Origin of the sequence: Sphingomonas sp. BK069, assembly GCF_014193405.1 — a bacterium.
Lineage (GTDB): Bacteria > Pseudomonadota > Alphaproteobacteria > Sphingomonadales > Sphingomonadaceae > Sphingomonas.
On record NZ_JACHZH010000001.1, the window covers coordinates 1,436,522 to 1,458,663 of the forward strand.

A 22,142-nucleotide genomic window follows, 5' to 3' on the forward strand; every position below is an offset into this window, starting at 1 on the left:
CCGCGCAGGCCGTCCGCCGCTTGGTGGGTCAGAAACTGAACCCGGCCGAGAGTTTCACCGTGCGCGGCGGATTGCCGCCGATGCTGTACGTCGAGTTCTCGCGATAGATGCTCGGCGAGGCCGCGGTGCGCGTGGTGTCGGTGGGATCGTTGTTAAAATCGACATAGTTCCGGTCGTTCATCGCGTTGAGGATGTCGACGCGCAGGCGCACGCGCGTCTGGTCGCTGAGGAAGCCCAGCGGCACGTATTTGGTGAAGGCGAGGTCGAGCTGGCGCCGACCCCAGCGATCGCCGAGCCCGAACACCTCGGAGCCGACGATCCGGCGCTCATAGGGCGTCGCCGTGTCGAGCAGGGCGCGCTGGAAAAGCGGCGACTCGATCTGGAACTTGGCCGAGAGCGTCACGCCGATCGGCGTATCGGCGCTACCCGCGATCACGAAGCGGTGGCGCGGCACCACGCCCGAGCGCAGCATCGGGTAATCCGAGGCGCTGGGGAAATCGAGCAGGAAGTAGGCCGCCTGATCGTTGTTGGGCCGGTTGTCGGTCGCCGCGGTGAAGGTGTAGGTCGCGTCGAGGCTCCACGGCGACGCCGCCGAATAGGCCTTCGTCAGCTTGACATAGGCTGAGTCCGCCTTGGTCTCGAGCCCGTTGTCGCCGATGATGATCGCGCCATAGCCCGACGGCGCGAACGACACATCGGGGCCCTGCGGTGCGCCGGTGGTGGGCGACGGCGCGAAGAAGGAGCCGTCGGGGCGGCGCGTACCGAGCAGGTAGACGAAGCCGTCCTTGCTGACGATCCGCGTATAGCCCAGCTCGAGCTCGACCGGGTTGAAGCGGCCGCGGATGCCGAGGCTGAACTGGTCCGAGTAGGGGATCTTCAGGTCGTTTTTGATGAAGCGGAACTCGCGTCCGCCCGGCACGCCGTTCCCAGCCAGCTGCTGCCGGCCCGCCTCCGTGAGATAGGCGTCGTTCCACGGGATACAGGTCGCGCTCGGCGTGCACGGGTTGATCGTGTCGGCACCCTGGAAGAGGAACTGGCGGCGCTGGAAACGACCGTTCGACAGCTCCTGCTGCAGGAAGTCGAACTGGTTACGGTCGTAGGACCGGCCATAGCCGCCGAACACGGTGAAGCGGCCCTGCTCGTCGAGCCGGTAGGTGAAGCCGACGCGCGGCTGCCACGCGCCCTTGAACGCCTTCCGGTTGTTCCCGGTCGAGATATAGTCGTTGATGTTGTAATCGGCGTTGTTGAGGTTCGGGTAGTTCGCCGACGACACCGCGGCGAGATCCTCCGCCGAGGTGACGTAGTTGAGGAACGCCGGGGTGCGCTCATAGTCCCAGCGGACGCCGAGGTTGAGCGTCAGCCGATCGGTGACGTCCCAGTCATCCTGGATGTAGGCGCCGAACTGGAAATTGTTCGAGCGGATGCGCGGGTCACCCAGCGAGCCGTTGGCGCCGAACTCGAGGCTGTACGGGATCGTGTTGTTGAAACCGCTCCCGGTCGGCAGCGTCGTGTCGTACGAGTAGAGCGGGTTGATCAGGTTCTGCTCGAGCGAGTTGAGCTTCACCCACTTGGCCTTGGCGCCGACCTTGATCGTGTGGCCCTCGAAGCCGGTCCAGGTGAAATCGTCCTGCACCGTCCAGCCGGTCTGGCCCTTGTCCTGCAGGCTCAGCCCGGCGCCGTCGCGGAACAGGTTGAAGGTGCTCACCCCCGTCGGCGTGCGCGAGGTGGCGCGGAACTGCTGGCTGATGCCGTTCGTGGCAGGCTGCGGCGACCAGCTGACGTCCTCGTAGGAGACGCGCAGGTCGTTGACCCACTTCTCCTCGCTGTGTTGCCACCGGCCCATCGCACGGATCTCCTCGACCTTGGTCAGGGTCGCGGTGGAGAAAGCGGCGATGCCGTTGCTGATCTGATAGCCCGACTCGTTGCGGTACTTGCCGGTGAGCTCGAACAGGTCCTTGTCGGTCGGCGTCAGGTCGATCTTGCCGAAATACAGGTCCTGCTTGAAGGTCGAGTTGAAGGAGCCGAACAGATCCTGATACTGCGCCGGCAGGCTGCTCACCGCGATGCCGTTGCCGGGAAGGATGTCGACCGGGATCTCGCGGCGCTTGCCCTCGTAGCTGACGAAGAAGTGCGCCACGTCCTTGACGATCGGGCCGCCCAGCGCGACGCCATATTGCTTGTCGGTCGAGGCGACCTTGTCGATCGTGTTGGGGAAGATCTCGGTCGGGCGGCGATCGCGCAGGTTCTGGTTGGTATAGTCGAAGAAGCCGTCGCCGTGGAACTCGTTGGTGCCCGACTTGGTACCGGCGACGATCGCGACCGAGCCGACCTGGTCGAACTCGGCCTTATAGTTGGACGACAGCACCTGATACTCGCCGATGGCGAGCTGCGGAAACGGGTTGCCCGGCGAGCTGTCCTGCCCGGTGAGGCCGCCGCGCAGCACGTAGTCCTTCTGGCTGACGCCGTCGATGAAGACGTTGACCGAGTTGCTGCCCTGCGCGCCGCCCTGGATGCGCGAGCTGCCGTCGGCGCTCTCGATGAAGCGGACGCCGGGCGCCAGATCGGCGAAGGCGAGGAAGTTGCGGCTGTTCTGCGGCAGCTGCTCGATCAGCCGCTGGGTCACGTTGATGCCGACCTGGCCGCCCGAGAGCGAGCGCAGCCGGCTGCCGGTGACGATGATGTCGCCCGGCTCGCCCTGCGGCGTCGCCCCGCCCTGCTCCTCGGTGGCGGCGTCACCCGTCGCGCCCTGCTGGGGCGCGTTGCCGTTCGCGTCCGCTCCCGCGGCCGGCGCCGGCGCGGTCGCGGCGGGGGTGGAGAGATCGAGGTCAAGCCCGGCGTTCTGCCCGACCCTAAGGGTGAACTGGTCCGAGTTGCGCACACCCGCCTTGGTGCGGATCTCGAGCCGGTAGGCGCCGGCGCGCAGCGAGGCGAAATTGTAGCTGCCGTCCGGCCCGACGACGGTGGAGCGGCGGTAATTGGTTGCGACCTCGACGATCGTCAACTCGGTGACGGGATTGTCGGGGGTCGAGCGGATGACGCCGCGCAGCGACGCCTGCCCCACCTGCGCCGCCGCGGGCGCGCTCCACGTGGTGGCCAGCGTGGCGCCGAGCGCCCCGATGGCGCCGAGCGCGGTCGCGCGTGCCCATGCCGTGCGCATCATCCTGCGCCGGTTCGATCCCTTGATCATGACTGTGTCTCCCTGTCCGTTTCTGTTGTCGTGTCGCGCACCACCAGACGCGGGACGATCGCCTCCGCGTCGGCCGGGCCGACCTCCACCAACCCCTCAGCCGGCGCGACGATCCGCCGCGCCAGCAGCTCCACCGCGCGCGCGCCCAGCGCCGCGATGTCGACCCGCATCGTCGTCAGCGCCGGCGTCACCAGCCGCGCCAGCGGAATGTCGTCGAAGCCGGCGACGCGCACCTGGCCCGGCACCGCGATCCCGCGCCCCTTCAGCGCCACCAGTGCGCCGATCGCCATCGCGTCGTTGGCGGCGAACAGCGCGTCGGCCCGGATCGCGCCGCACGCCACCTGTGCCGCCGCGGCGGCGCCGCTCGCCTCGGTGAAGTCGCCCTGGATCACTGTCAGCACGACGCCGGCGCGCTCGGCCGCGGCTATTGCGCCGGCGCGGCGCTCCTCGGCATCGACGTTGCCGACCGGGCCGGCGACATGCGCGATCGCACGCGCGCCCGCGGCGACGAGATGGTCCACCATCGCCGCCGCGCCCGCGGCATTGTCGACCCGCAGCGCCGCGCCGACGAGCCCGGGCACGCAGTTGAGGAACACCGCCGGCAGCCCCGCGGGCAGCTGCGCGCGCAGCTCCGCCGCGCCGAGCTGCGGCGCCATCACCACCAGCCCGTCGACCTGACCGCGCAGCGCCGCCAGCGTGTTGAGCCCGCGCCCGTCCTGCAGCACCGTCAGCAGCAGCGCGAGCTTCTGCGCCGCCACCTCGCGATCCATGCCGCGCAGCAGCTCGGAGAAGAACTCGCCGTGAAGGTCGGGCAGCACCACGCCGATCGCCGACGTTCTCGCCAGGCTGAGACTGCGCGCGCCGGCGTGCGGCACATAGCCGAGCCGCGCCGCCACCTCCTGCACGCGCGCGCGCAGCTCGGGCCGGACCCGCTCATGCCCATTGAGCGCGCGCGACACCGAGGCGACCGACACCTGCGCCTCGCGAGCGACGTCACGGATCGTTGCGTTCGGCATACGCCGCCTGGACGTCCTCTCCCGCGACGGCGCACACCACGCGCATTGCCGTCCTTGATGTAACCGTTTACACGTAACAATAGAGACGATCAATCCTGCCGCTAACGAGGGAGAGGACATGACCCAGGACGCATCACGGCCCTCGCGCCGCGCCTGGCTGATGGGCGCGGGCGCGACGCTCGCCTGGGCTGCCAGCCCGGCGCGCGCGCTGCTCGCGCAGCCGTCAGCCGCACCGTTGCCCGCGGCCGTCGAGTCGCTCGTCGCACGCATGACGGTGGAGGAGAAAGCGGGCCAGCTCACCCTGATGGCCGCAGCCTGGGCGGGTGGCGCTGCGACCGCGCTCAACCCCGCGGGCGCGGGCGCCAGCTTCGAGGGACAGCTGCGCGACGTGCGGCGCGGCCGGCTCACCGGGGTGTTCAACGGCAATGGCGCGGTGATGGTGCAGCGGATGCAGCGCGCGGCCATGACGCAGTCGCGGCTCAAGATCCCGCTGCTGTTCGCGGCCGACATCATTCACGGCTTCCGCACCGTCTTCCCGGTGCCGCTGGCGGAGGCGGCGAGCTTCGACCCCGAGCTGGCGCGCCGCACCGCGCGCGCCGCGGGCGCCGAGGCGGCGGCGTCGGGGATCGACTGGACCTTCGCGCCCATGGTCGACATCGCGCGCGACGCGCGCTGGGGCCGCGGCGTCGAGGGCGCGGGCGAGGACGTGCTGCTGGGGCGGCTGATGGCGGCGGCGCGGGTGCGCGGCTTCCAGGGCGAGAACGGGCTCGCCGACCCGCGCGCGGTGGCGGCCTGCGCCAAGCATTTCGTCGCTTATGGCGCCGGCGAGGGCGGGCTCGACTATAACAGCGTCGACGTCTCGGAGCGGACGCTGCGCGAGATCTATTTTCCGCCGTTCGAGGCGGCGCTGGCCGCGGGCGCGCCCACGGTGATGGCCTCGTTCAACGAGATATCGGGCGTCCCCGCCACCGCCAACGACTGGCTGCTCACCGACGTGCTGCGGCGCGAATGGGGGTTCGGCGGTCTGGTCGTCTCCGACTATACCGGCGACGAGGAGCTGATCGCGCACGGCCTCGCCGCCGACGCGCGCGAGGCGACCAGGCTGGCCTTCCTGGCCGGCGTCGACATGTCGATGCAGAGCGGCTTCTACCTCAAGCACCTGCCCGACCTCGTCGCCAAGGGCGAGGTGCCGGCGGCGCGGCTCGACCAGGCGGTGCGGCGCGTGCTCGCGCTCAAGGTGACACTGGGGCTGTTCGACGACCCGTTCCGCCGCATCGATCCGGCACGCGAACGCGCCGAGGTGCGCATGCCCGCCACGCTGGCGCTGGCGCGCGAGGCCGGGGCGCGCTCGATTGTCCTTCTCAAGAACGACGACCAGCTGCTGCCGCTGCCACGCGCCGGCAAGCGCATCGCGCTGATCGGGCCGTTCGTCTCCGGGCAGCACGACCTGATCGGCCCCTGGAACGTCTACGGCACCGACGCCGGCGCGACCGACCTCGCCACGGCGGTGCGCAGCATGGTCGCGGACGCGGCGCAGGTGAGCGTCACGCCGGGGTCGGCGATCCATGCGCCGCTGCCCGGCGGGATCGCGGCGGCGGTGGCAGCCGCACGTGCCGCCGACATCGTCGTGCTCGCGGTCGGCGAGGCGCAGGACATGTCTGGCGAGGCGCAGTCGCGCTCGGCGGTGGTGGTGCCCGAGCCGCAGCTCGCGCTGGCACGCGCCGTCGCCGTGACCGGGACGCCGGTGGTGGTGCTACTGCGCACCGGGCGCGCGCTCGCGCTCGACACCGCGGTGCTCGGCGCGCGCGCGATCGCGGTGACCTGGTTCCTAGGCTCGCAGGACGGGCCGGCGATCGCCGACATGCTGTTCGGCGCCGTGGCGCCCTCGGCGCGGCTACCCGTGTCCTTCCCGCGCGCGACCGGTCAGTCCCCCTATTATTACGCGCACAAGTCGACCGGGCGCCCGAACCCGCCGGGGCCGCTCCAGCCGTTCAAGGCGCATTACCGCGAATTCGAGCAGAGCGCGCTCTTCCCCTTCGGCCACGGCCTGACCTACGGCGACGTCGCTTACTCGGACCTGTCGCTGAGTGGCGACCGGCTCGCTCCCGGCGGCACGCTGACCGTGCGCGCGACGGTGGCGAACCGCGGACGCCATGCCGCCGAGGAGGTCGTGCAGCTCTACGTCCACGACGTTGCCGCCAGCGTCACCCGCCCGATCCGCGAATTGAAAGCCTTCCAGCGGGTGGCGCTGGCACCGGGCGAGCGAAAGACGGTCAGCTTCGCGCTCCGGCGTGACGACCTGCTGTTCGTCGGCCGCGACCTGAAGCGGACGGTCGAGCCCGGCGCCTTCCGGCTCTGGGTGGCGCCCTCGGCGGAGGCAGCGGGTGTGAGCGGTTCGTTCATGCTGGGCTAACCCGCTGCGCACTCGTGTCGCGCAGTTGTAAGAATGTCACATCGTTTTGCAAATTTATTACCGACATGTGGCAGTAGCGCTACCGGGCTTGTTTCTTCCCGCCTCACCGTTTTGAGTGACCCCAATCAAAGAAAAAGGGGTTCCCTCATGAAAATGTCGCGTTTCCTATGCGCCACCGCGATCGCGAGCGCTGCCCTGGCACTGCCGGGTGTGGCGTTCGCGCAGGCGGGGTCGCCGACCCAGGAGCAAGACGCCACTGCGCCGGGCACGACCGAGGTCGGTGCCGAGGACGTCGTCGTCACCGGCTCGCGCATCCGCCGCCCGAACGACGACTCGCCCATCCCGATCACCACGGTGACCGCGCAGGATATCTTCGAGACCGGCCGCATCTCGATCGGCGACACGCTCAACCAGTTGCCGCAGCTCAATCCGACGCTCGGCTCGCAGAACTCGACCTCGGGGCTCGGCACGCGTGGCCTCAACTTCCTCGATCTGCGTAACCTCGGCCGCTCGCGCACGCTGGTGCTGACCAACGGTCGGCGGCAGGTCACGGCCGACATCATCAACAACGGCAACGCCGTCGATATTAACACCATCCCGACCGACCTGGTGGAGCGGATCGACATCGTCACCGGCGGCGTGTCGTCGGTCTACGGATCGGACGCGATCGCCGGCGTCGTCAACTTCGTCCTCAAGGACAATTTCGACGGCCTGCAGCTGCACGGCCAGAACGGCATCAGCACCTACGGCGATGCTGGGAACCAGTATGTCTCGGTCCTCGCGGGCAAGAACTTTGCCGACGGGCGCGGCAACATCGCGATCAACGCCGAGTTCGCGCACCAGCAGGACTATTACGCGTCTGGCCGCCGCAATCTGCGCCAGAACGACGCCTTCATCGTCACCGATACCGACCCGGCGAGCGCACCCTCGGACGGCACGCCGGACCGCACCTTCTATCGTGACCTGCGCGGCGCGACGATCTCGCTCGGCGGCCAGCTCGGCTTCCGCTACGGCGCGGGCACGGCGCCGTGCGGCACCGACTCGATCGGCGGCTCGTTCACCTGCTCCTATCTGTTCCAGCCCGACGGCTCGCTCGCGTCGCAGACCGGTACCCGCGTCGGCCTCGCGCCGAACGGCAACTTCGTCGGCGGCAACGGCACGACCAGCCGTGAGGGCAACCTGGTCGTCCTCTCGCCCGACCTGAAGCGCTACGTCGTCAACGTCCTCGGCCATTTCGAGGTGTCGCCGGCCTTCGTGCCCTTCTTCGAGGCCAAGTACGTCCGCACCGAGGCGTTCGGCTCGCAGAGCGGCCCGTTCTTCTCGCAGGGCACCACGCTGGGTGACGGCATCGACAGCGGCTTCGCGGATCGCTCCTACTCGAATGCCGGCACGGCGGGCACCAACCGCGAGGGCGTCCGGCTGGACAACCCTTATCTCAACGCGAACGCGCGCACGACCATCGCGGCGCAGCTGGCCGCCGCGGTCAACTCGGGCGTGAACCCCAACACGGGTGCGGCCTTCACCGGCGCCAACGCGGCCGCCAACCAGGCTGCCGCACTGGCGCAGATCGCGGCGGGCACCTATCGCTTCTCGCTGCGTCGCAACTGGGTGGATCTCGGCACGCGCGACGAGCGGCTCAACCGCGACACCTATCGCGCGGTGGTCGGCGTGCGCGGCGACTTCAACGACGACTGGCACTATGAAGTGTCGGCGAACTACGGCCAGCACAAGGAAAACAGCGTGATCACGGGCAACGTGAACACGCAGCGCTTCCTCCTGGCGCTCGACTCGACGCGCAACGCCGCCGGCCAGGTCGTCTGCCGGTCGCAGGTCGATCCCGCCTACGCGGGCGAGGACATCGGCGGTGATCCGGCGCGGCTCGCCGCAGACATCGCCGCCTGCGTGCCGCTCAACCCATTCGGCCAGGGTTCGGTCAGCGACGCCGCGCGCGCCTACCTGATCGCGCCCACCACCGCTTCGGGCAAGGCGACGCAGTTCGTCGCCAACGGCTTCGTCGCCGGTGACCTGAGTCAGCTGTTCGAACTGCCGGGCGGCCCGGTCGGCTTCTCGGTCGGCGCCGAGTATCGCCGCGAGACGCTGACCTACGACCTCGATCCCCTGACCCAGGCGGGCTACAACTTCTACAACGCCATCCCGAGCTTCCGTGCACCCTCGTTCGAGGTGAAGGAGGCGTTCGGCGAGCTGTCGGTGCCGCTGCTCAAGGATATCTTCCTGATCAAGGAGCTGACCCTTTCCGGCGCGGCGCGCGTCGCGGACTACAAGGGCTCGGTGGGCACCGTCGTCGCCTGGAACGGTCAGGCGGTCTGGCGTCCGTTCAGCGACCTGCAGCTGCGCGGTGGCTATGCCAAGTCGGTGCGTTCGCCCTATCTCGGCGAGGCTTACGCCGCGGCCGGGCAGAACTTCACGCCGGCGCCGTCGGATCCCTGCTCGCTGCGCAACATCGGCACGGGCTCGGCGAACCGCGCCGCCAATTGCGCCGCGGCCGGTATCCCGACCAGCTACGACTACGTGTATACGCAGTCGCTCGAGATCAGCAGCGGGGGCAATCGCAACCTCGAGGCCGAGACGTCGAAGTCACTGACGCTGGGCGGCGTGTTCCAGCCCAGCTTCGTCCCGGGTCTGTCGGTGTCGGTCGACTATTACGACATCAAGGTTGAGAACGTGATCACGTCGCCGTCGGTGCAGCAGGCGCTCAACGCCTGCTATGATGCGCCGTCGCTCGACAATCAGTTCTGCGCATTGTTCCAGCGCGCGGGCGCCGACGGTGGGCCGGCCGGAGAGCAGCCCTATCAGATCCTGGAAGGCTCGTACCAGGATGCGCCGCGCAACTACGCACAGCTGCGCGCACGCGGTATCGACACGCAGATCGCGTATAACCACGATTTCGGCTTCGTGCGCGCTTCGATCGAGGGCGTGTGGACCCACGCGATCCAGCGCGACGATTACACCGATCCGTCGCGCCCCAACTTCAAGGACGTCATCACCGACGAGTTGGGCAGCCCGTCGGACCGCTTCAACATCAGCACCAACCTGAAGTTCGGCAACTTTACGATCGGCCACTCGCTGCGCTGGATCGACAAGATGTACCTGAACACTTGGGAGGACTATAACGGGGTCAACGGCCTGCCGCCGCAGAACCTGGATTACGCGCCGATCCAGAAGTATCCGAGCGTCACCTACAACGACGTCCGCTTCGGTCTCGACGTCAGCGACATGTTCAACTTCTACGGCGGCGTGACGAACGTCGGCGACGTCGATCCGCCGTACGGCCTGACCGGCGTCGGTGTGTCGAACATCGGCACGACGTCGGCCATCTACGACAATCGCGGTCGCTTCTTCTACATGGGCATCACCGCGAAGTTCTGATCCGCTGATCAGCGTGTTAGGGGAGAGGGGTCGGGCATCTGCCCGGCCCCTTTTTCATTCGGCATGGAGCGGCAGATGGCGGTGAACGAGGCAGAGCGGCTCGCGGCATCGGGGCAGGTCGTCGCCGCGGCCGAGCTGCTGGCGGAGGCCGCCCGCGGCGGCGATGCCGATGCCGCGATGCTGCTCGCGGTCTGGCTGCTGCGCGGCACCCCGCTGCGGCGCGACCTTGCCGCCGCTCGCGTCTGGCTGCGGCGCGCGGCGGAGATCGGGCATGTCGACGCCGCGCTCGCCGAGATCGCCCTTACCGCCAACGGCAGCGGCGCGGCCGCCGACTGGCCGCCCGCGCTCGCGCTGCTCCACGTTGCGGCGGCGAACGATCCCGTCGCCGCCGCGCAGCTCGCGCTGGTGGACGCGATGGCGCTCGACCGCTCCGGGCTGCCGACCCGCCTGCCCGCCCCGGAACCGTTGAGCGCGGCGCCGCGGATCGTCCGCTTTCCCGCGCTGCTCACGCCCGCCGAGTGCGCGCATCTCGCCGGCGTCGGCGCGGCGCTGCTCGAGCCCGCGCGCGTGATCGATCCGCGGACGGGGGCCTGGGTAGCGCATCCGATCCGCACCTCGGACGGCGGGGCGATCGGGCCGACGCGCGAGGATCTCGTCGTTCGCGCGATCAACGCGCGTATCGCGGCGATCAGCGGTACCAGCGTCGATCAGGGCGAGCCGCTGACGGTGCTGCGCTATCAGCCCGGCCAGGAATATCGCCCGCATCTCGACACGATCCAGGGCGCCAGCAACCAGCGGATCGTCACCGTCCTGCTCTACCTCAACCAGGGATTCGGCGGGGGAGAGACGCATTTCCCCGAGGTGGACCTCACGATCACGCCGCGCGGGGGTGACGCCTTGTTGTTCGCCAACACGCGCGCCGACGGACGGCCCGACCCGGCGACGCGACACGCCGGGCTCCCGGTCACCCAGGGTGCGAAATGGCTGGCGACGCGCTGGATCCGCGCCGCGCGCGTGGATCCGTGGACGCTCGCCTGAGCGGGCCGGGCGCCTGAGCGGGCCGGGCGCGCCAACGGCGCCCGGCCCTGCCATGCTCAGCCGAGGTAGCCGAAGGCGTCGCCGGTGAAGCTCAGCTGCCCCGGCTGAACGCCCTTCAGCAGGATCGTGTTGCCGTCACCGAGGTCGATCAGCGTGTCGCTGCCGACGTCAGTCACGATCGGCGCGCCGTCGAGCGTGTAGGCGGCGAGATCGATCGTGTCGCCGCGGCCGAAGTCGCGGATCGTGTCCTTGCCGAAGCCGTCGGCGAAGACGAAGCGGTCACTGCCGCTTCCGCCGGTGAGGATGTCGTCGCCAGCGCCGCCGATCAGCGTGTCGTTGCCGGCCTCCCCGCTCAGCGCATTGGCACCGGCGCTGCCGCGGATGACGTTGTTCAGCGCGTTGCCGGTGCCGCTATAGGCGCTGCCGCTGAGCGTCAGATCCTCGACGTTGGCGGCCAGGCGATAGTCGACCGAGGCGAGCACGGTGTCGATGCCGTCGCCGCTGAGTTCGATCACCTGGTCGCCGCGGCTGTCGACGACATAGGTGTCATTGCCTGCCTCGCCGCGCAGCACATCGTTGCCCTTGCCGCCGTCGAGCCGGTCGGCGCCGGCGCCGGCGAACAGCGTGTCGTTGCCGCTGCCGCCGTAGAGCCGGTCGTTGCCCTCCCAGCCGCGCAGCAGGTCGTTGCCGTCGAGGCCGTAGAGCGAGTCGTCGCCGCCGGTACCGTACAGGTCGTTGTCGAGGCCGTTGCCCGTGCCCGATCGGGCGGCGCCGGTGAGGTACAGCTTCTCCACGTGCGAGCCGAGCGTGTAGTCGATCGCGGCGTAGACGGTGTCGGTGCCCTGGTTCGGGTCCTCGATGACGACGTCGCCCCGGTTGTCGACGATATAGGTGTCGTTGCCCTGCTCGCCGCGCAGGACGTCGGCGCCGGAACCGCCGTCGAGCCGATCGTCGCCCCATCCGCCGAACAGCACGTCGCTGCCCGCGTCGCCGAACAGGCTGTCGTTGCCGCGCATGCCGTGCAGCTCGTTCGCCAGGCCGTTGCCGAGCAGCGTATCATTGCCGTCGCCGCTGACCGCATTCTCGATCTGCGTGCCGGTGCCGATGGTGAAGGCCCTGGTGCCGCCGAAGCTGGTCACGCCGCCCTGCTTGAGCGAGATCGTCACGTCGCTGGCGATCGCGGCAGCGTTGATCCAGTCGGTGCCGCCGTCGCTGTCGATCAGCGTCCGGCGGCCGCCCTCGCCCGCGATCGCCGCCATGGTGAAGAACTCATTGGTGTAGGTGTAGACGTCACCGGTGCCCGGTGCGGCGCCGTACAGGTCAAGCTTGAGCGTGTTCACCGTGGTGCGGTTGGCGTCATAGGCGCCGAACACGCCCGCGGTCTGCTCGAACTGGAAGGTCCAGGTGCCGAGCGTGTCGACGCCGCGGAAGCCGCTGAGGCCGAAGGTAAAGGTCTGCGACGTGCCGGTGACGGTAGTGGCGTTGGTGTCGCTCAGGTCGATATAGCCCTCGGTACCGTCGGGCGCGATCAGCTTGATCTTGAGCCCGACCGCGCTGGTGTTGAGCAGCGAGGTGCCGTCGCCGAGCTGCGTGGCGAAGTTGAGCGTGAGGTCGAGGTGCTCGACGTCGACGTCCTGGGTCACGCGGAACTGGAAGCTGGTCGGCGTGCCGACGAAATCGTGGAACTGCGTGAGCGCGGTGTCAGCCTTGGTGGCGACCGAGGTCTTGCCAACGCGGATCGTGCCGGTGGTGGCGCTCACCTCATTGTCGCTGGTCTTGGCCGCGCCGAACAGTGACCACACTTCGGCGAGCCGCACCGCGTTGTAGGCGTCGACAGCGCCGTAGCCGTAATCGTTGCTGTAGTGCATCGCGCCACCGTTCCAGCCGGCATCGTCGCCGTTGAGCTGGAACTGGCGGTTGTTAAGCACATAGGTCAGCCCGCTGATCGTCGAGGTCGCCGCGGTCTGGCCGGTGTCGAATGCGACCGGCAGCTTGGCCGAGGCGGCGAGGATGTCCTTGACGTCGCGCCAGCCGAGCTCGCTGTTGGCGTCGAGGATCAGGCTGACGACGCCGCTCACCACCGGGGTGGCGCCTGAGGTGCCGCCGAATGAGTCGGTGTAGTCCTCGGCACCGCCCGGTTTGGCGATCGTGTTGTAGCCGTCGCGGCCGAGCAGGTCGGTGGTCACCTGGCCGGTGCCGCCGAGCTCGGCGTAGTCGTTCGACGGCGCCGACACGAGCAGGTGCGCACCGCTGTCGACATATTGCGACGAGCTGCCGTCCACCTCGCGATACGAAACGACGGTGACGATGTGGCGGTCGCTCTTCCAGCTGTCGGCCTGGCCGTCGATCACGTCGTTGCCCGCAGCGGCGACATGGACCGTGCCGAGCCCACCGCGCCCCTCGGCCGAGCCGTAGCTGAGGGCGGTGACCATGCCGTTGGCGAAGGAGCCAGCGGTGGTCCGCGCGGCGGCGGTGGTGACATAGTCGAGCCCGCCCCAGCTGTGATTGGTGACGTCGTACCGGGCCGACTGTTTCACTGCCTCGAAGAACTTCGTGAGGTCGACCCCGTTGACGAAGATCCCCTCCTTCGAGTCGTCCTCCGAATAGGGGTCGAAGATGTTCACGCCGGTGACGTGGGCGCCGTAGGCGACGCCCACACCGCCGGCGCCGTTGCGCTCGGCCGCGATCAGCCCAGCGACCGACGTGCCATGCGGGCCCGAGGCGGGGCGGTAGTCGCCGTCGTAGACCTTGCCGTCGACGACCACCTGCTTGGAGGCGTCGTAGTTCCCGTCCAGATCCCAATGCGCGTACTGCACCCCGGAATCGTAGACGCCGACGGTCACGTCCTTGCCGGTGTAATCCTTCCACACCGTCTGCAGGTCGCCGAGACGCTGGAGATGCCACTGGTCCTTCGCGAGCGGATCGGCGACGTCGATCGCGTAGAGCTTGAAGGCGGTGGTGACGGCCTTGCCCGTCGAGAGATCGAAGGCGGGGATCGGCCCGGCGGCCGTCGCCGCGGCGGCGGGAGCGATGTGCGGCTGAGCGCTCAGCGCGGCGGCGTCGAGCGGACCCGTCGTCGCGCGCTGCCCGACGGCAGCGGCACGCGCGGGCGCGAGCGCGGCCATGTCGCCGGGGCCGTAGGTACCCTGGTCGATCCGCTGCCCGGCGGTCCGCGACGCGATGTTGAGCTTCGATGCCATGCCTGTCTCACTCCCGGTGAAGGTCGGCCGGCCGGGGATGCACGAGCGCGCGGCGGTGGTGCCGCCGTTGTCGTCGCCGCCGCTCCCTGATCGGTCGGACGCACATTGTTGCTCGAGCGAGATCGAGGTTAACTATGGGGAGAGAAACTGACAAGGCGAAGAATGTCAGCCTTGCAATAAAGTGCAGCCAGCTGAAACTTTCCTTTTAATTCTCGGGAGAGCGGCGCGGCGCAATGATCGTGCCCACGTGGGGGTTAATCAGCTTGCCACGACAAAGCAGCGATCGATCAGCCGCAGGTGATCTCGATCACCTGTCCCGCCGAGTCGAGGATCACGTTGAGCCGGTCCTCGCGCAGATCCATCGTACGTGGCTGACCGACGCGGAGCAGCCGCACCTCACGATGGCCACCGCTCAGCAGCGGCGCGCGCATTTCCTCGGTCCACTTCTTGCCGACGAGCTCGGCGCCGCCACAGCTCGCCGCCGGTGCGGCTCCCGCGAGCCGGCGGTGCGCGCCCGGCGGCGCCAGTCGCGAGCGACCCTGCGCCTGCTGATCGGGCACATTGGTCATCAGCGGCGCTCCAAGGATGAGGAGAGTGAACATGGCTTCTCCCGTGCATGACGCTGATCAACCATACGCGAAAAACCGGGATAGCGGAAAGCGGTGACTCGCCCGCCAATCCGGGTAGCAGTCTATCTTCAAGCGTTTTCGCGGGATGACAGCCGCGATCGGCTATGTCACAGGCCCGCCATGATCGACGTCACTCGCGAACTCGTCGCTTATGCGATCATTGGAGCGGCCCTGCTGGTCGCCGTGCCGACGGCGATCGTTATACTGCGCCGGCGCCATCGTCAGAAGCTCCGCCGTCGGGGTATCAAACGCTACGGCCACTGAGCGCCCGACGCGGGCGCGGCTAACTTCTGGCTCCCGCCCGTCGCGTAGCATGACATATGACTCAGCCGGCGCGGCGCCGCGCCGCCATCTCCTCACATAAGCGCTCCACGGCGCGGCTCCCGGTGGAACGGAACAGCCCTGGTATCAGCGCGTGGATCAGGCAGGCCGCGCCCGCGCCCATCAAGGTGAGGCCGAAGCGCGCGGCGACCTGCGCGTGCGCGATGTAGCTCTCTCCCACCGCGCGCGGGTGATCGACGAACATCCGGTTGAGCATAACACGCCTCCTGCCTACGCGAGAGAGCATAGCCCCGTTCACAGGTGAGAACGTGTCTCTTGCACCTATTATTCAGGGTCGACAGGAGAAGTTCGTGCTATGATCGGGGTATGACGGAGAATGTCATTCTCGATCCCACCGATCGGCGCCTGCTCGCACTGCTGCAGGAAGATGCGACGATCTCGATCGCCGATCTCGCCGAGCGGGTGAGCCTCTCTCCCACGCCGTGCTGGAAGCGGGTGAAGCGACTCGAGCGAGTGGGGCTGATCCGGTCGCGAGTCGCGCTGCTCGACCGTGCCTCGCTTGGGCTCGACGTCACGGTCTTCGTCGCGGTGCGAACGACGCAGCACAGCGACGAGTGGCTGCAGACCTTCGCCGAGGGCGTCGCGCGGATCCCCGAGGTGGTGGAATTCTACCGGATGAGCGGTGAGGTCGATTACCTGCTCAAGGTCGTCGCGCGCGACATCGCTGACTATGACCGTATCTATCGCAAGCTGATCAAGGTCGCGCCGCTGCACGACGTCAGCTCCTCATTCGCCATGCAGGAGATCAAGTCGACGACCGCGCTGCCGCTCTAGCTGTCACCGATCCCTACCGCCCCGCCGCCATCTCCGCGCCGCGCCGCGCCACCGCGCACAGCGTCTGCTCCAGCAGTGCCGCCAAGGCGCGCTCGCGATCGAGCACGTCGAGCCCGGCGCGGGTCATGCCACCGGGGCTCGCCACCGCGTCGGCCAGCGCGGCCGGGCTGCGCTCGCTCGCCGAGGCCATCGCCGCCGCGCCGTCGACGGTCGCGAGCGCCACCGCTTCGGCCTCCTCGCGCGACAGTCCGGTCGCGACCCCGCCCGCGGTCAGCGCGTCGATGAAGCGGAAGAGGAAGGCGGGTCCGGTGCCCGACAGCGCGCCGGCGGCGGCGAAGCGCGCCGCGTCGTCGAACCACTCGACCAGGCCCAGCGGCGCGAGCAGCCGGTCCACCACCGCACGCGCCGACGCCGGCGCGTCGGGCGCGTGCACCGCGACGACGCCGCGGCCGAGCTCGACCGGCAGGTTGGGCATCGTCTGCACCGGCACCGGGCCAGGGAAGGCCGCCGCCAGCCGCGCCGGATCGGCGCCCGCGAGCATCGAGATGAGCAGCGGCGCCGCCGCGACGCGGGCGCGATGCACCGCGGCCACGGCGTCGAGCTGCTGCGGCTTGATGCCGAGGATCACCGCGTCGGGCGGCGGCGCGTCGGGCAGGTCGCGCGCCTGGCGCACACCGACGGGCAGCACGCGATGCTGGCGGTTGACGACGTCGACGTCCTTGGCCGCGACCACGCCGCTCGCCAGCCAGCGCCGCAGCATCGCCGAGGCCATGTTGCCGCAGCCGATCATCCACAGCCGCATCGCGCGTCAGGCCTCGCCGGCCGTCTCGACCATCGCCGCCGCGATCGCCTCGCTCGGCGACTTGCCGCCCCACAGCACGAACTGGAACACCGGGTAGAAGCGCTCGCACTCATCGATGGCGGATTCCACCAGCAACTCGGCAGTGCTCAGCGCCATGGTGGCCTCGCCGTCCTCGGCCTCGATCGCGGTGGCGTTGCGGTAGAGCAGGATGCCGCTGCTCGACCAGATCTCGAAATGCCCCATCCACAGCTGCTCGTTGACGAGCGCGAGCACCTCGTAGACCGGCGCGCGTCGGCCCTCCGCCACCTTGACGTCGGGAAAGGCGAGCAGCTGGAGGACACCGTCCTCCTCGCGCCACAGCGCGCGCAGCTCATATTCGGTCCAGCTGCCCTTGATCGACGCGGTGATCTCGTCCTCGCCGCGCTCGCACGGCCAACCGTGCGCGAGGAAATAGGCCTCGAGCATGTCGAGCGGCGCCTCGCCCGCATTGTCGTCGTCGGCCTCGTCGAGCATCAGTAACTTATCGCTTGGCACGCGGCCCCCTTCCCTGGCGCGGCGCGATCAGACGCCGGACTTGGCGGCCAGTGCCGCCTCGAGCGTCTCGATCCGTGCGCGCAGCGCCTCATTCTCGTCACGCGCCGCGGCCGCCATCGCCTTCACCACCTCGAACTCGTCGCGTGCGACGAAATCGAGACCACCGATCCACTCGCGCGCGCGGGCGCGCGCATTGGCCTCGGCCTCGCGCCCGACCCCGGCGAGCGTGCCCGCCGCGCCGTTGAAGAGCTTGGCGAGGTCGCCGAACAGATGGTTCTCGGACTGCATAGATCATTTTCCTGTAGAGGCGCTTAACCGACCATCTGGGACGCCGCGGCCGGCGACACAAGCCGTTCCGCGTCGGGGTTGAGCTGATCGATACGCCAGTTGAGCGTACCCGCGAAACCCAGCCACATCATATACGGGACGAGCAGCCACGCGGCGCGACGGCGCACCTGCGCGAAGACGAACGTGGTGAGGATCGTCAGCCCCAGGATCGCGACGATCAGCAGGAACGCCGCCGAGACCTGGTGGGCGCCGAAGAACAGCGGTGTCCACAGCAGGTTACCGACAAGCTGCGCGGCGAACAGCGCGACCGCGAGCCAGCGCAGTCGCGCGCCACGCGCGCTCAGCACCAGCGCGAGCGCGACGCCCATCATCACGTACAGCAGCGACCAGGCGACCGGGAACAGCCAGCCCGGCGGCGTCAGCTCGGGCTTGGCCAGCGCGCGATACCAGCCGTTGGCGTCGCCCGACGGCACCGTCCGCCCCGACAGGAAGCCGAGCAGCAGCACGCCGGGCACCGCCACCGCCGCCCAGCGCAGGAACGACATCCGCAACTGCTCCTTGGAAGCGACACCCCCCACCTTCGTCTCCCGATCGGCCCGTCCCGGTACTGCTGCCGCAACGCCACCGTCAGGTAAATGGTACTTTTCCCAAATTCACGCGCGCGCCGCGGCAACGAGGAACTCCACATTGCCCTCGGGCCCGGTGATCGGGCTCTCGACCACGCCCAAGACCTGCCAGCCGCCCTGCTCCAGCCACGCCACGACCTCGGCGCAGACCCGCGCGTGAACGGCGGGGTCGCGCACCACCCCGCCCTTGCCCACCTCGGCGCGCCCCGCCTCGAACTGCGGCTTGATCAGCGCCAGCACGCGCCCGCCGGGGCGAACGAAGCCGAGCGGCACCTCGAGCACCTTGGCCAGACCGATGAAGCTCGCGTCGCACACCACCAGGTCGACCGGCTCGGGCACGTGCGCGGCGGTGAGCAGCCGCGCGCTGGTCTGCTCGTGGACGGCGACGCGCGGATCCTGGCGCAGCTTCCAGGCGAGCTGGTTGGTACCACTGTCGACCGCGTAGACGCGCGCCGCGCCGCGGCTGAGCAGCACGTCGGTGAAGCCGCCGGTCGAGCTGCCGACGTCGATCGCCACCGCGCCGGTCACGTCCCAGCCGAAGTGATCGAGCCCATGCGCCAGCTTGATCCCGCCGCGCGACACCCAGGGATGATCGCGCCCGCGCACCTCCAGCGCGACGTCGTCCGCGAGCGCCTGCCCCGGCTTGTCGACCTTGCGCTCGCCGGCGAACACCAGCCCCGCCATCACCAACGCCTGCGCGCGCGTGCGCGACTCGGCGAGGCCGCGGTCGACGAGCATCTGGTCCACGCGCTGCTTGGGCATGCCGCCCTATCGCGCCGCAACGGCGGCGCCGCAACCGCTCGTCGCTCGCGCGCCTCCGCTCGCGTCAAATGCTGCGGCGCAGGATTGCCGATCGATTTAGTAGGCAATAGCTAGAGGACAGAGGCCGCGGCCGTGCCGACCCCTAGACCGATCGCCGCGGCCTCACCAACTGGAGGTATGTCATGGGACATTCCGCGTTCGATCTGTCGGTGCAGCCGACCGTTCTGACTGTCCCGGGGCTGGGCGGATCCGGGCCGTCGCACTGGCAGACATTGTGGGAGAAGAGCCGCCCCGACACTGCCCGGGTCGAACTGGGCATGTGGGATCGGCCGCATCGCAATGCCTGGGTCACCAAGATCGACCAGGCGGTGGCGAGCGCGCGCGCGCCGGTGATCCTGGTCGCGCACAGCCTCGGCTGCGTCGCGGTAGCATGGTGGGCCTCGCTGAGCCCACAGCCCTATGGCTGGCCGGTCGCGGGCGCGCTGCTGGTGGCACCCGCCGACGTCGACCGCGCCGGTGTCGCCCCCGAGCTCGCCCCCTTCGCGCCGTCTCCGAAAGAGCCGCTGCCCTTCCCCTCGATCGTGGTCGCGTCGAGCGACGATCCCTGGGTCACGCTTGAGCGCGCGCATAGCCTCGCCGTCGACTGGGGCAGCCACTTCATCGATTATGGCGCCTGCGGTCACATCAACGCCGCGAGCGGGCTGGGGCGCTGGCCCGAGGGGCTCGAACTGCTCGACCGCGTGATCGCCGCCGCGGGCGGGCCGCACGGCGAGGCGCGCACCCCCGGCGACGCGCGCGCGATCCTGGCGCGGCCGCGCGAACAGGAAGCCGGGCTGCGGATGTGACGGGCGGGGCGTGACCCTGCTCCGGTGGTCCGCCTTGCGCTGAACGGCCCTGCTTCGCCGATCATCGGCGAACGATCGGCCTGATATCGGCTCCACCGCCGCGACCGGACGGCGGCAATCGACGAGTCTCCGACCCAGCGACGATCCCCGTCGCACCGCCGGAGACTCGCCATGCGCTCGATTATCCTCCTCGTCCTCGCCGCCTCCATGCCGCTCGCCTCGGTCGCTGTCGCGCAGAGCTGGCGCGTGGGCGACGGCAGCTACCACATCGTCGCGCGCGACCTCGACGAGCGGACCGGCGCCGGCCGCGCCGCGATGCTCGCGCGGGTGGAGCGTGCTGCCGCGCGGCTGTGCGAGCATGAGCCGCTCACCAGGGACCGCCGCGCCTGCGTCGCCGCCACCGTCGCCGACGCAGCGCGGCGCTCGTCGCCGCTGCGGATCGCGATGGCCGAGCGCGATGCCACCGCACTGGCGGCGCGCTGATGAGCGCACACAACGTCGAGCGACAGGGTGCAAGCGAGGACGTGGCGGTCGCCTCGTTCACGCAGGTGACCGCTCAGCCCAGCGCCACCGCGCGATCATCGGGCCGGGTGCCGGTCTCGCGCCAGTAGCGCGTCAGTCCCATCGCCCCGGCCAGCGTCCCGAAGCGCGGGTCGCGACGCATCGCTGCGCACGGCGGCGCGAACAGGAACCAGCTCACGCGCTGATCGGGCGCGGTATAGGTGCCTTGCCGGCGCGAGAAGCGCAGCGTGTCCACCGCGAAGCCGCGGCGTAGGAAATAGCCCTCGGCGATCGCGAAAGCCTGGTCGAGCCGCCCCGCCGCGCTGAGGAACTGGATCGCGTTCTCGGCATGACCGCTACCGCGGTGCGCCGCCTCGACATATCCAGCGGCAGTCGCGTCGACGTCGCTTGGGGCGCGGGTCGCCAGCGCGCGCGCTAGTCCCGCGGTCAGCGCGAAGCTCGCGTCGTCGACGGTGCTGGGCCGGTGGTCCGAGTCCTCGATCATGCGAAGCGCCTCCGCGCCCCGGCCGGTGTAGGCGAGCAGGAAGGCGCGCGTGAACCACACGGCGTAGTGGAGCGGGTAGAGCGCAAAGGCCTCCTCCATCGCGCGGTCGGCCTCCTCCAGCCGGTCGACGCTCCACAGCGAGACGACGCGCTGGTACATCGCGATCGGCGACGGTCCGCCGACGGTGAGCGCGCGCGTGAAATGGTCGATCGATTCGCGCATCCGCCCGACCATCTGCAGCATACGGCCGAGCGCGTCGGCGATCACGTCGTCCTCGGGATGCTCGCGCGCCGCGCGGACGGTGACCTGCTCCTGCGCGCGCCAATTGCCGAGCAGCGGCGCCCGCCGCATCCGCGCCAGCGCGGCATAGGCGTTTCCAGGATCGATCGCTTCGGCGCGCCGCTCGGCCGCGAGCGCCCGCTCGGCGAAGGCGGCGCGGTCCGCCGCGGTCGCGATCCGCGCCGCCACCGCGCAGCACAGCGCGAGTTGCCCCCAGGCATCGGCGTCGTCAGGGGCGAGCAGCACGGCGCGGCGGAATAGTCCGATCGCCTGCCAGAGGCCCTGGCGGTCCGCCTGGCGCTGCGAGTCGCGCGCCTGAGCGACGAGCGCGGCGACCTCGGGCGTTCGCGGTGCGGCGCGGTCACGGTGCCACCACCAGGCGCCGCCGGCTGCGGTAGCGCCCGCGACACCCAGCCCGGCGATCAGCGCACGACGTGGCACGATGGGGATAGCAGCGCGCTTGGTACTCTCGGCCGCGGAAGCCGCCCGGTCTTCGGCGCTGGAGGGCGGCGCCGGCGAAGCGCTTGCCTCGACGACGATCAGGCGATAGCCGACCCGCGCAATCGTCTCGATGCGAAAACGGCCCGCGGCGATCCCTTCGCCGAGGCGGCGCAGTCGCCCGACGACGCGATTGATCGCGTCGTCGCCGACGATACGCCCATCCCAGCATTGCGCCACCAGCTCGTCGCGCGACACCACCGCGCCGCCCGCGCGGGTCAGCACGACCAGGACCTGCATGACGCGCGGCTCGAGCAGTTCCTCCTGATCGCCCAGCGCGACGAGGCGGAGCGAGGGGCGTATTATGAGGCCGGCCAGGTCGATATCGGCGGTGCGGGCGAGGTCGATCATGCCACGGACCGCTCGTCGCAGGAGTGGCGCCCGCCCCATCTCCCAGTCGACGTCATCCCGAACTCGTTATGGGTTCCACCGCGCCCCACCTCCAGAGGTCGATGCGCTTGCGGGACCGTAGATCCTGAAACAAGTTCAGGATGGCGTCGCTGTGTGACGCTGAAC

General features: G+C 69.6%; 18 protein-coding genes. 7 read left to right on the top strand and 11 right to left on the bottom strand.

The window, feature by feature from the left end:
- Nucleotides 1–28: 28 nt before the first annotated feature.
- Together FHY02_RS06915 and FHY02_RS06920 are read right to left on the bottom strand one after the other, a co-directional pair.
- Nucleotides 29–3,187 carry a TonB-dependent receptor domain-containing protein gene (locus FHY02_RS06915; protein WP_260172664.1) on the bottom strand — a complete coding sequence of 1,053 codons (3,159 nt, stop codon included), beginning with the start codon at nucleotides 3,185–3,187 and terminating at the stop codon, nucleotides 29–31.
- A complete protein-coding gene (locus tag FHY02_RS06920; protein ID WP_183921072.1) occupies nucleotides 3,184–4,203 on the bottom strand; it encodes a LacI family DNA-binding transcriptional regulator in 1,020 nt (339 codons plus the stop codon). The genes FHY02_RS06915 and FHY02_RS06920 overlap by 4 nt, the downstream gene beginning before the upstream one ends.
- A 118-nt stretch (nucleotides 4,204–4,321) precedes the next feature.
- On the opposite strand from FHY02_RS06920, the gene FHY02_RS06925 reads away from it, so the two are divergent.
- The 3 genes from FHY02_RS06925 to FHY02_RS06935 all read left to right on the top strand — a co-directional run bounded on the left by FHY02_RS06925 (nucleotide 4,322) and on the right by FHY02_RS06935 (nucleotide 11,041).
- Nucleotides 4,322–6,616, top strand: a complete 2,295-nt coding sequence (locus FHY02_RS06925; RefSeq protein WP_183921073.1) for a glycoside hydrolase family 3 N-terminal domain-containing protein — start codon at nucleotides 4,322–4,324, stop codon at nucleotides 6,614–6,616.
- 147 nt (nucleotides 6,617–6,763) lie between these two features.
- Nucleotides 6,764–10,003 carry a TonB-dependent receptor domain-containing protein gene (locus FHY02_RS06930; RefSeq protein ID WP_183921074.1) on the top strand — a complete coding sequence of 1,080 codons (3,240 nt, stop codon included), beginning with the start codon at nucleotides 6,764–6,766 and terminating at the stop codon, nucleotides 10,001–10,003.
- A gap of 63 nt (nucleotides 10,004–10,066) precedes the next feature.
- Nucleotides 10,067–11,041, top strand: coding sequence for a 2OG-Fe(II) oxygenase (locus tag FHY02_RS06935; protein ID WP_260172665.1), 975 nt, complete (start codon nucleotides 10,067–10,069; stop codon nucleotides 11,039–11,041).
- Nucleotides 11,042–11,097: 56 nt separating this feature from the next.
- Here FHY02_RS06935 and FHY02_RS06940 read toward each other — a convergent pair whose 3' ends face one another.
- Nucleotides 11,098–14,241: a S8 family serine peptidase gene (locus FHY02_RS06940; RefSeq protein ID WP_183921075.1), complete on the bottom strand. Its 3,144-nt coding sequence runs from the start codon at nucleotides 14,239–14,241 to the stop codon at nucleotides 11,098–11,100.
- Between the two features lie 287 nt (nucleotides 14,242–14,528).
- Nucleotides 14,529–14,843, bottom strand: coding sequence for an I78 family peptidase inhibitor (locus tag FHY02_RS06945; RefSeq protein ID WP_260172666.1), 315 nt, complete (start codon nucleotides 14,841–14,843; stop codon nucleotides 14,529–14,531).
- 147 nt (nucleotides 14,844–14,990) lie between these two features.
- Here FHY02_RS06945 and FHY02_RS06950 point away from each other — a divergent pair, with 147 nt between their 5' ends.
- Nucleotides 14,991–15,134 carry a hypothetical protein gene (locus FHY02_RS06950; protein ID WP_183921076.1) on the top strand — a complete coding sequence of 48 codons (144 nt, stop codon included), beginning with the start codon at nucleotides 14,991–14,993 and terminating at the stop codon, nucleotides 15,132–15,134.
- Nucleotides 15,135–15,195: 61 nt separating this feature from the next.
- Here the strand turns inward: FHY02_RS06950 and FHY02_RS06955 are convergent, their stop codons facing one another.
- Nucleotides 15,196–15,408 carry a DUF6356 family protein gene (locus tag FHY02_RS06955; RefSeq protein ID WP_183921077.1) on the bottom strand — a complete coding sequence of 71 codons (213 nt, stop codon included), beginning with the start codon at nucleotides 15,406–15,408 and terminating at the stop codon, nucleotides 15,196–15,198.
- Between the two features lie 110 nt (nucleotides 15,409–15,518).
- On the opposite strand from FHY02_RS06955, the gene FHY02_RS06960 reads away from it, so the two are divergent.
- On the top strand, nucleotides 15,519–15,986 hold the full coding sequence (locus FHY02_RS06960) for an Lrp/AsnC family transcriptional regulator (RefSeq protein ID WP_221189935.1): 468 nt from the start codon (nucleotides 15,519–15,521) through the stop codon (nucleotides 15,984–15,986).
- Nucleotides 15,987–15,999: 13 nt separating this feature from the next.
- On the opposite strand, the gene FHY02_RS06965 is transcribed toward FHY02_RS06960, so the two are convergent.
- From FHY02_RS06965 to FHY02_RS06985, 5 genes are all read right to left on the bottom strand, one after another.
- A complete protein-coding gene (locus FHY02_RS06965) occupies nucleotides 16,000–16,788 on the bottom strand; it encodes a pyrroline-5-carboxylate reductase (protein ID WP_183921078.1) in 789 nt (262 codons plus the stop codon).
- 6 nt (nucleotides 16,789–16,794) lie between these two features.
- Nucleotides 16,795–17,301, bottom strand: a complete 507-nt coding sequence (locus tag FHY02_RS06970; RefSeq protein ID WP_183921079.1) for a YbjN domain-containing protein — start codon at nucleotides 17,299–17,301, stop codon at nucleotides 16,795–16,797.
- A gap of 48 nt (nucleotides 17,302–17,349) precedes the next feature.
- Complete coding sequence (locus FHY02_RS06975) at nucleotides 17,350–17,610, bottom strand: accessory factor UbiK family protein (RefSeq protein ID WP_183921080.1); 261 nt, start codon at nucleotides 17,608–17,610, stop codon at nucleotides 17,350–17,352.
- Between the two features lie 23 nt (nucleotides 17,611–17,633).
- A complete protein-coding gene (locus tag FHY02_RS06980) occupies nucleotides 17,634–18,155 on the bottom strand; it encodes a TspO/MBR family protein (RefSeq protein WP_183921081.1) in 522 nt (173 codons plus the stop codon).
- A gap of 108 nt (nucleotides 18,156–18,263) precedes the next feature.
- Entirely contained in the window at nucleotides 18,264–18,998 is a 735-nt protein-coding gene (locus tag FHY02_RS06985; RefSeq protein ID WP_183921082.1) for a TlyA family RNA methyltransferase, read from the bottom strand.
- 182 nt (nucleotides 18,999–19,180) lie between these two features.
- Here FHY02_RS06985 and FHY02_RS06990 point away from each other — a divergent pair, with 182 nt between their 5' ends.
- Together FHY02_RS06990 and FHY02_RS06995 are read left to right on the top strand one after the other, a co-directional pair.
- Nucleotides 19,181–19,843, top strand: coding sequence for an alpha/beta hydrolase (locus tag FHY02_RS06990; protein WP_183921083.1), 663 nt, complete (start codon nucleotides 19,181–19,183; stop codon nucleotides 19,841–19,843).
- Nucleotides 19,844–20,014: 171 nt separating this feature from the next.
- Nucleotides 20,015–20,326: a UrcA family protein gene (locus FHY02_RS06995; RefSeq protein ID WP_183921084.1), complete on the top strand. Its 312-nt coding sequence runs from the start codon at nucleotides 20,015–20,017 to the stop codon at nucleotides 20,324–20,326.
- Between the two features lie 73 nt (nucleotides 20,327–20,399).
- Here the strand turns inward: FHY02_RS06995 and FHY02_RS07000 are convergent, their stop codons facing one another.
- Nucleotides 20,400–21,977, bottom strand: coding sequence for a winged helix-turn-helix domain-containing protein (locus FHY02_RS07000; protein WP_183921085.1), 1,578 nt, complete (start codon nucleotides 21,975–21,977; stop codon nucleotides 20,400–20,402).
- Nucleotides 21,978–22,142 lie beyond the last annotated feature (165 nt).

Coding starts and splice junctions, on each gene's coding strand:
- FHY02_RS06915 (WP_260172664.1), bottom strand. CDS start 3,187: ATGATCAAGGGATCGAACCGGCGCAGGATGATGCGCACGGCATGGGCA.
- FHY02_RS06920 (WP_183921072.1), bottom strand. CDS start 4,203: ATGCCGAACGCAACGATCCGTGACGTCGCTCGCGAGGCGCAGGTGTCG.
- FHY02_RS06995 (WP_183921084.1), top strand. CDS start 20,015: ATGCGCTCGATTATCCTCCTCGTCCTCGCCGCCTCCATGCCGCTCGCC.
- FHY02_RS06955 (WP_183921077.1), bottom strand. CDS start 15,408: ATGCTCAACCGGATGTTCGTCGATCACCCGCGCGCGGTGGGAGAGAGC.
- FHY02_RS06985 (WP_183921082.1), bottom strand. CDS start 18,998: ATGCCCAAGCAGCGCGTGGACCAGATGCTCGTCGACCGCGGCCTCGCC.
- FHY02_RS06940 (WP_183921075.1), bottom strand. CDS start 14,241: ATGGCATCGAAGCTCAACATCGCGTCGCGGACCGCCGGGCAGCGGATC.
- FHY02_RS06960 (WP_221189935.1), top strand. CDS start 15,519: ATGACGGAGAATGTCATTCTCGATCCCACCGATCGGCGCCTGCTCGCA.
- FHY02_RS07000 (WP_183921085.1), bottom strand. CDS start 21,977: ATGATCGACCTCGCCCGCACCGCCGATATCGACCTGGCCGGCCTCATA.
- FHY02_RS06925 (WP_183921073.1), top strand. CDS start 4,322: ATGACCCAGGACGCATCACGGCCCTCGCGCCGCGCCTGGCTGATGGGC.
- FHY02_RS06935 (WP_260172665.1), top strand. CDS start 10,067: ATGGAGCGGCAGATGGCGGTGAACGAGGCAGAGCGGCTCGCGGCATCG.
- FHY02_RS06930 (WP_183921074.1), top strand. CDS start 6,764: ATGAAAATGTCGCGTTTCCTATGCGCCACCGCGATCGCGAGCGCTGCC.
- FHY02_RS06965 (WP_183921078.1), bottom strand. CDS start 16,788: ATGCGGCTGTGGATGATCGGCTGCGGCAACATGGCCTCGGCGATGCTG.
- FHY02_RS06945 (WP_260172666.1), bottom strand. CDS start 14,843: ATGTTCACTCTCCTCATCCTTGGAGCGCCGCTGATGACCAATGTGCCC.
- FHY02_RS06970 (WP_183921079.1), bottom strand. CDS start 17,301: ATGCTCGACGAGGCCGACGACGACAATGCGGGCGAGGCGCCGCTCGAC.
- FHY02_RS06980 (WP_183921081.1), bottom strand. CDS start 18,155: ATGTCGTTCCTGCGCTGGGCGGCGGTGGCGGTGCCCGGCGTGCTGCTG.
- FHY02_RS06950 (WP_183921076.1), top strand. CDS start 14,991: ATGATCGACGTCACTCGCGAACTCGTCGCTTATGCGATCATTGGAGCG.
- FHY02_RS06975 (WP_183921080.1), bottom strand. CDS start 17,610: ATGCAGTCCGAGAACCATCTGTTCGGCGACCTCGCCAAGCTCTTCAAC.
- FHY02_RS06990 (WP_183921083.1), top strand. CDS start 19,181: ATGGGACATTCCGCGTTCGATCTGTCGGTGCAGCCGACCGTTCTGACT.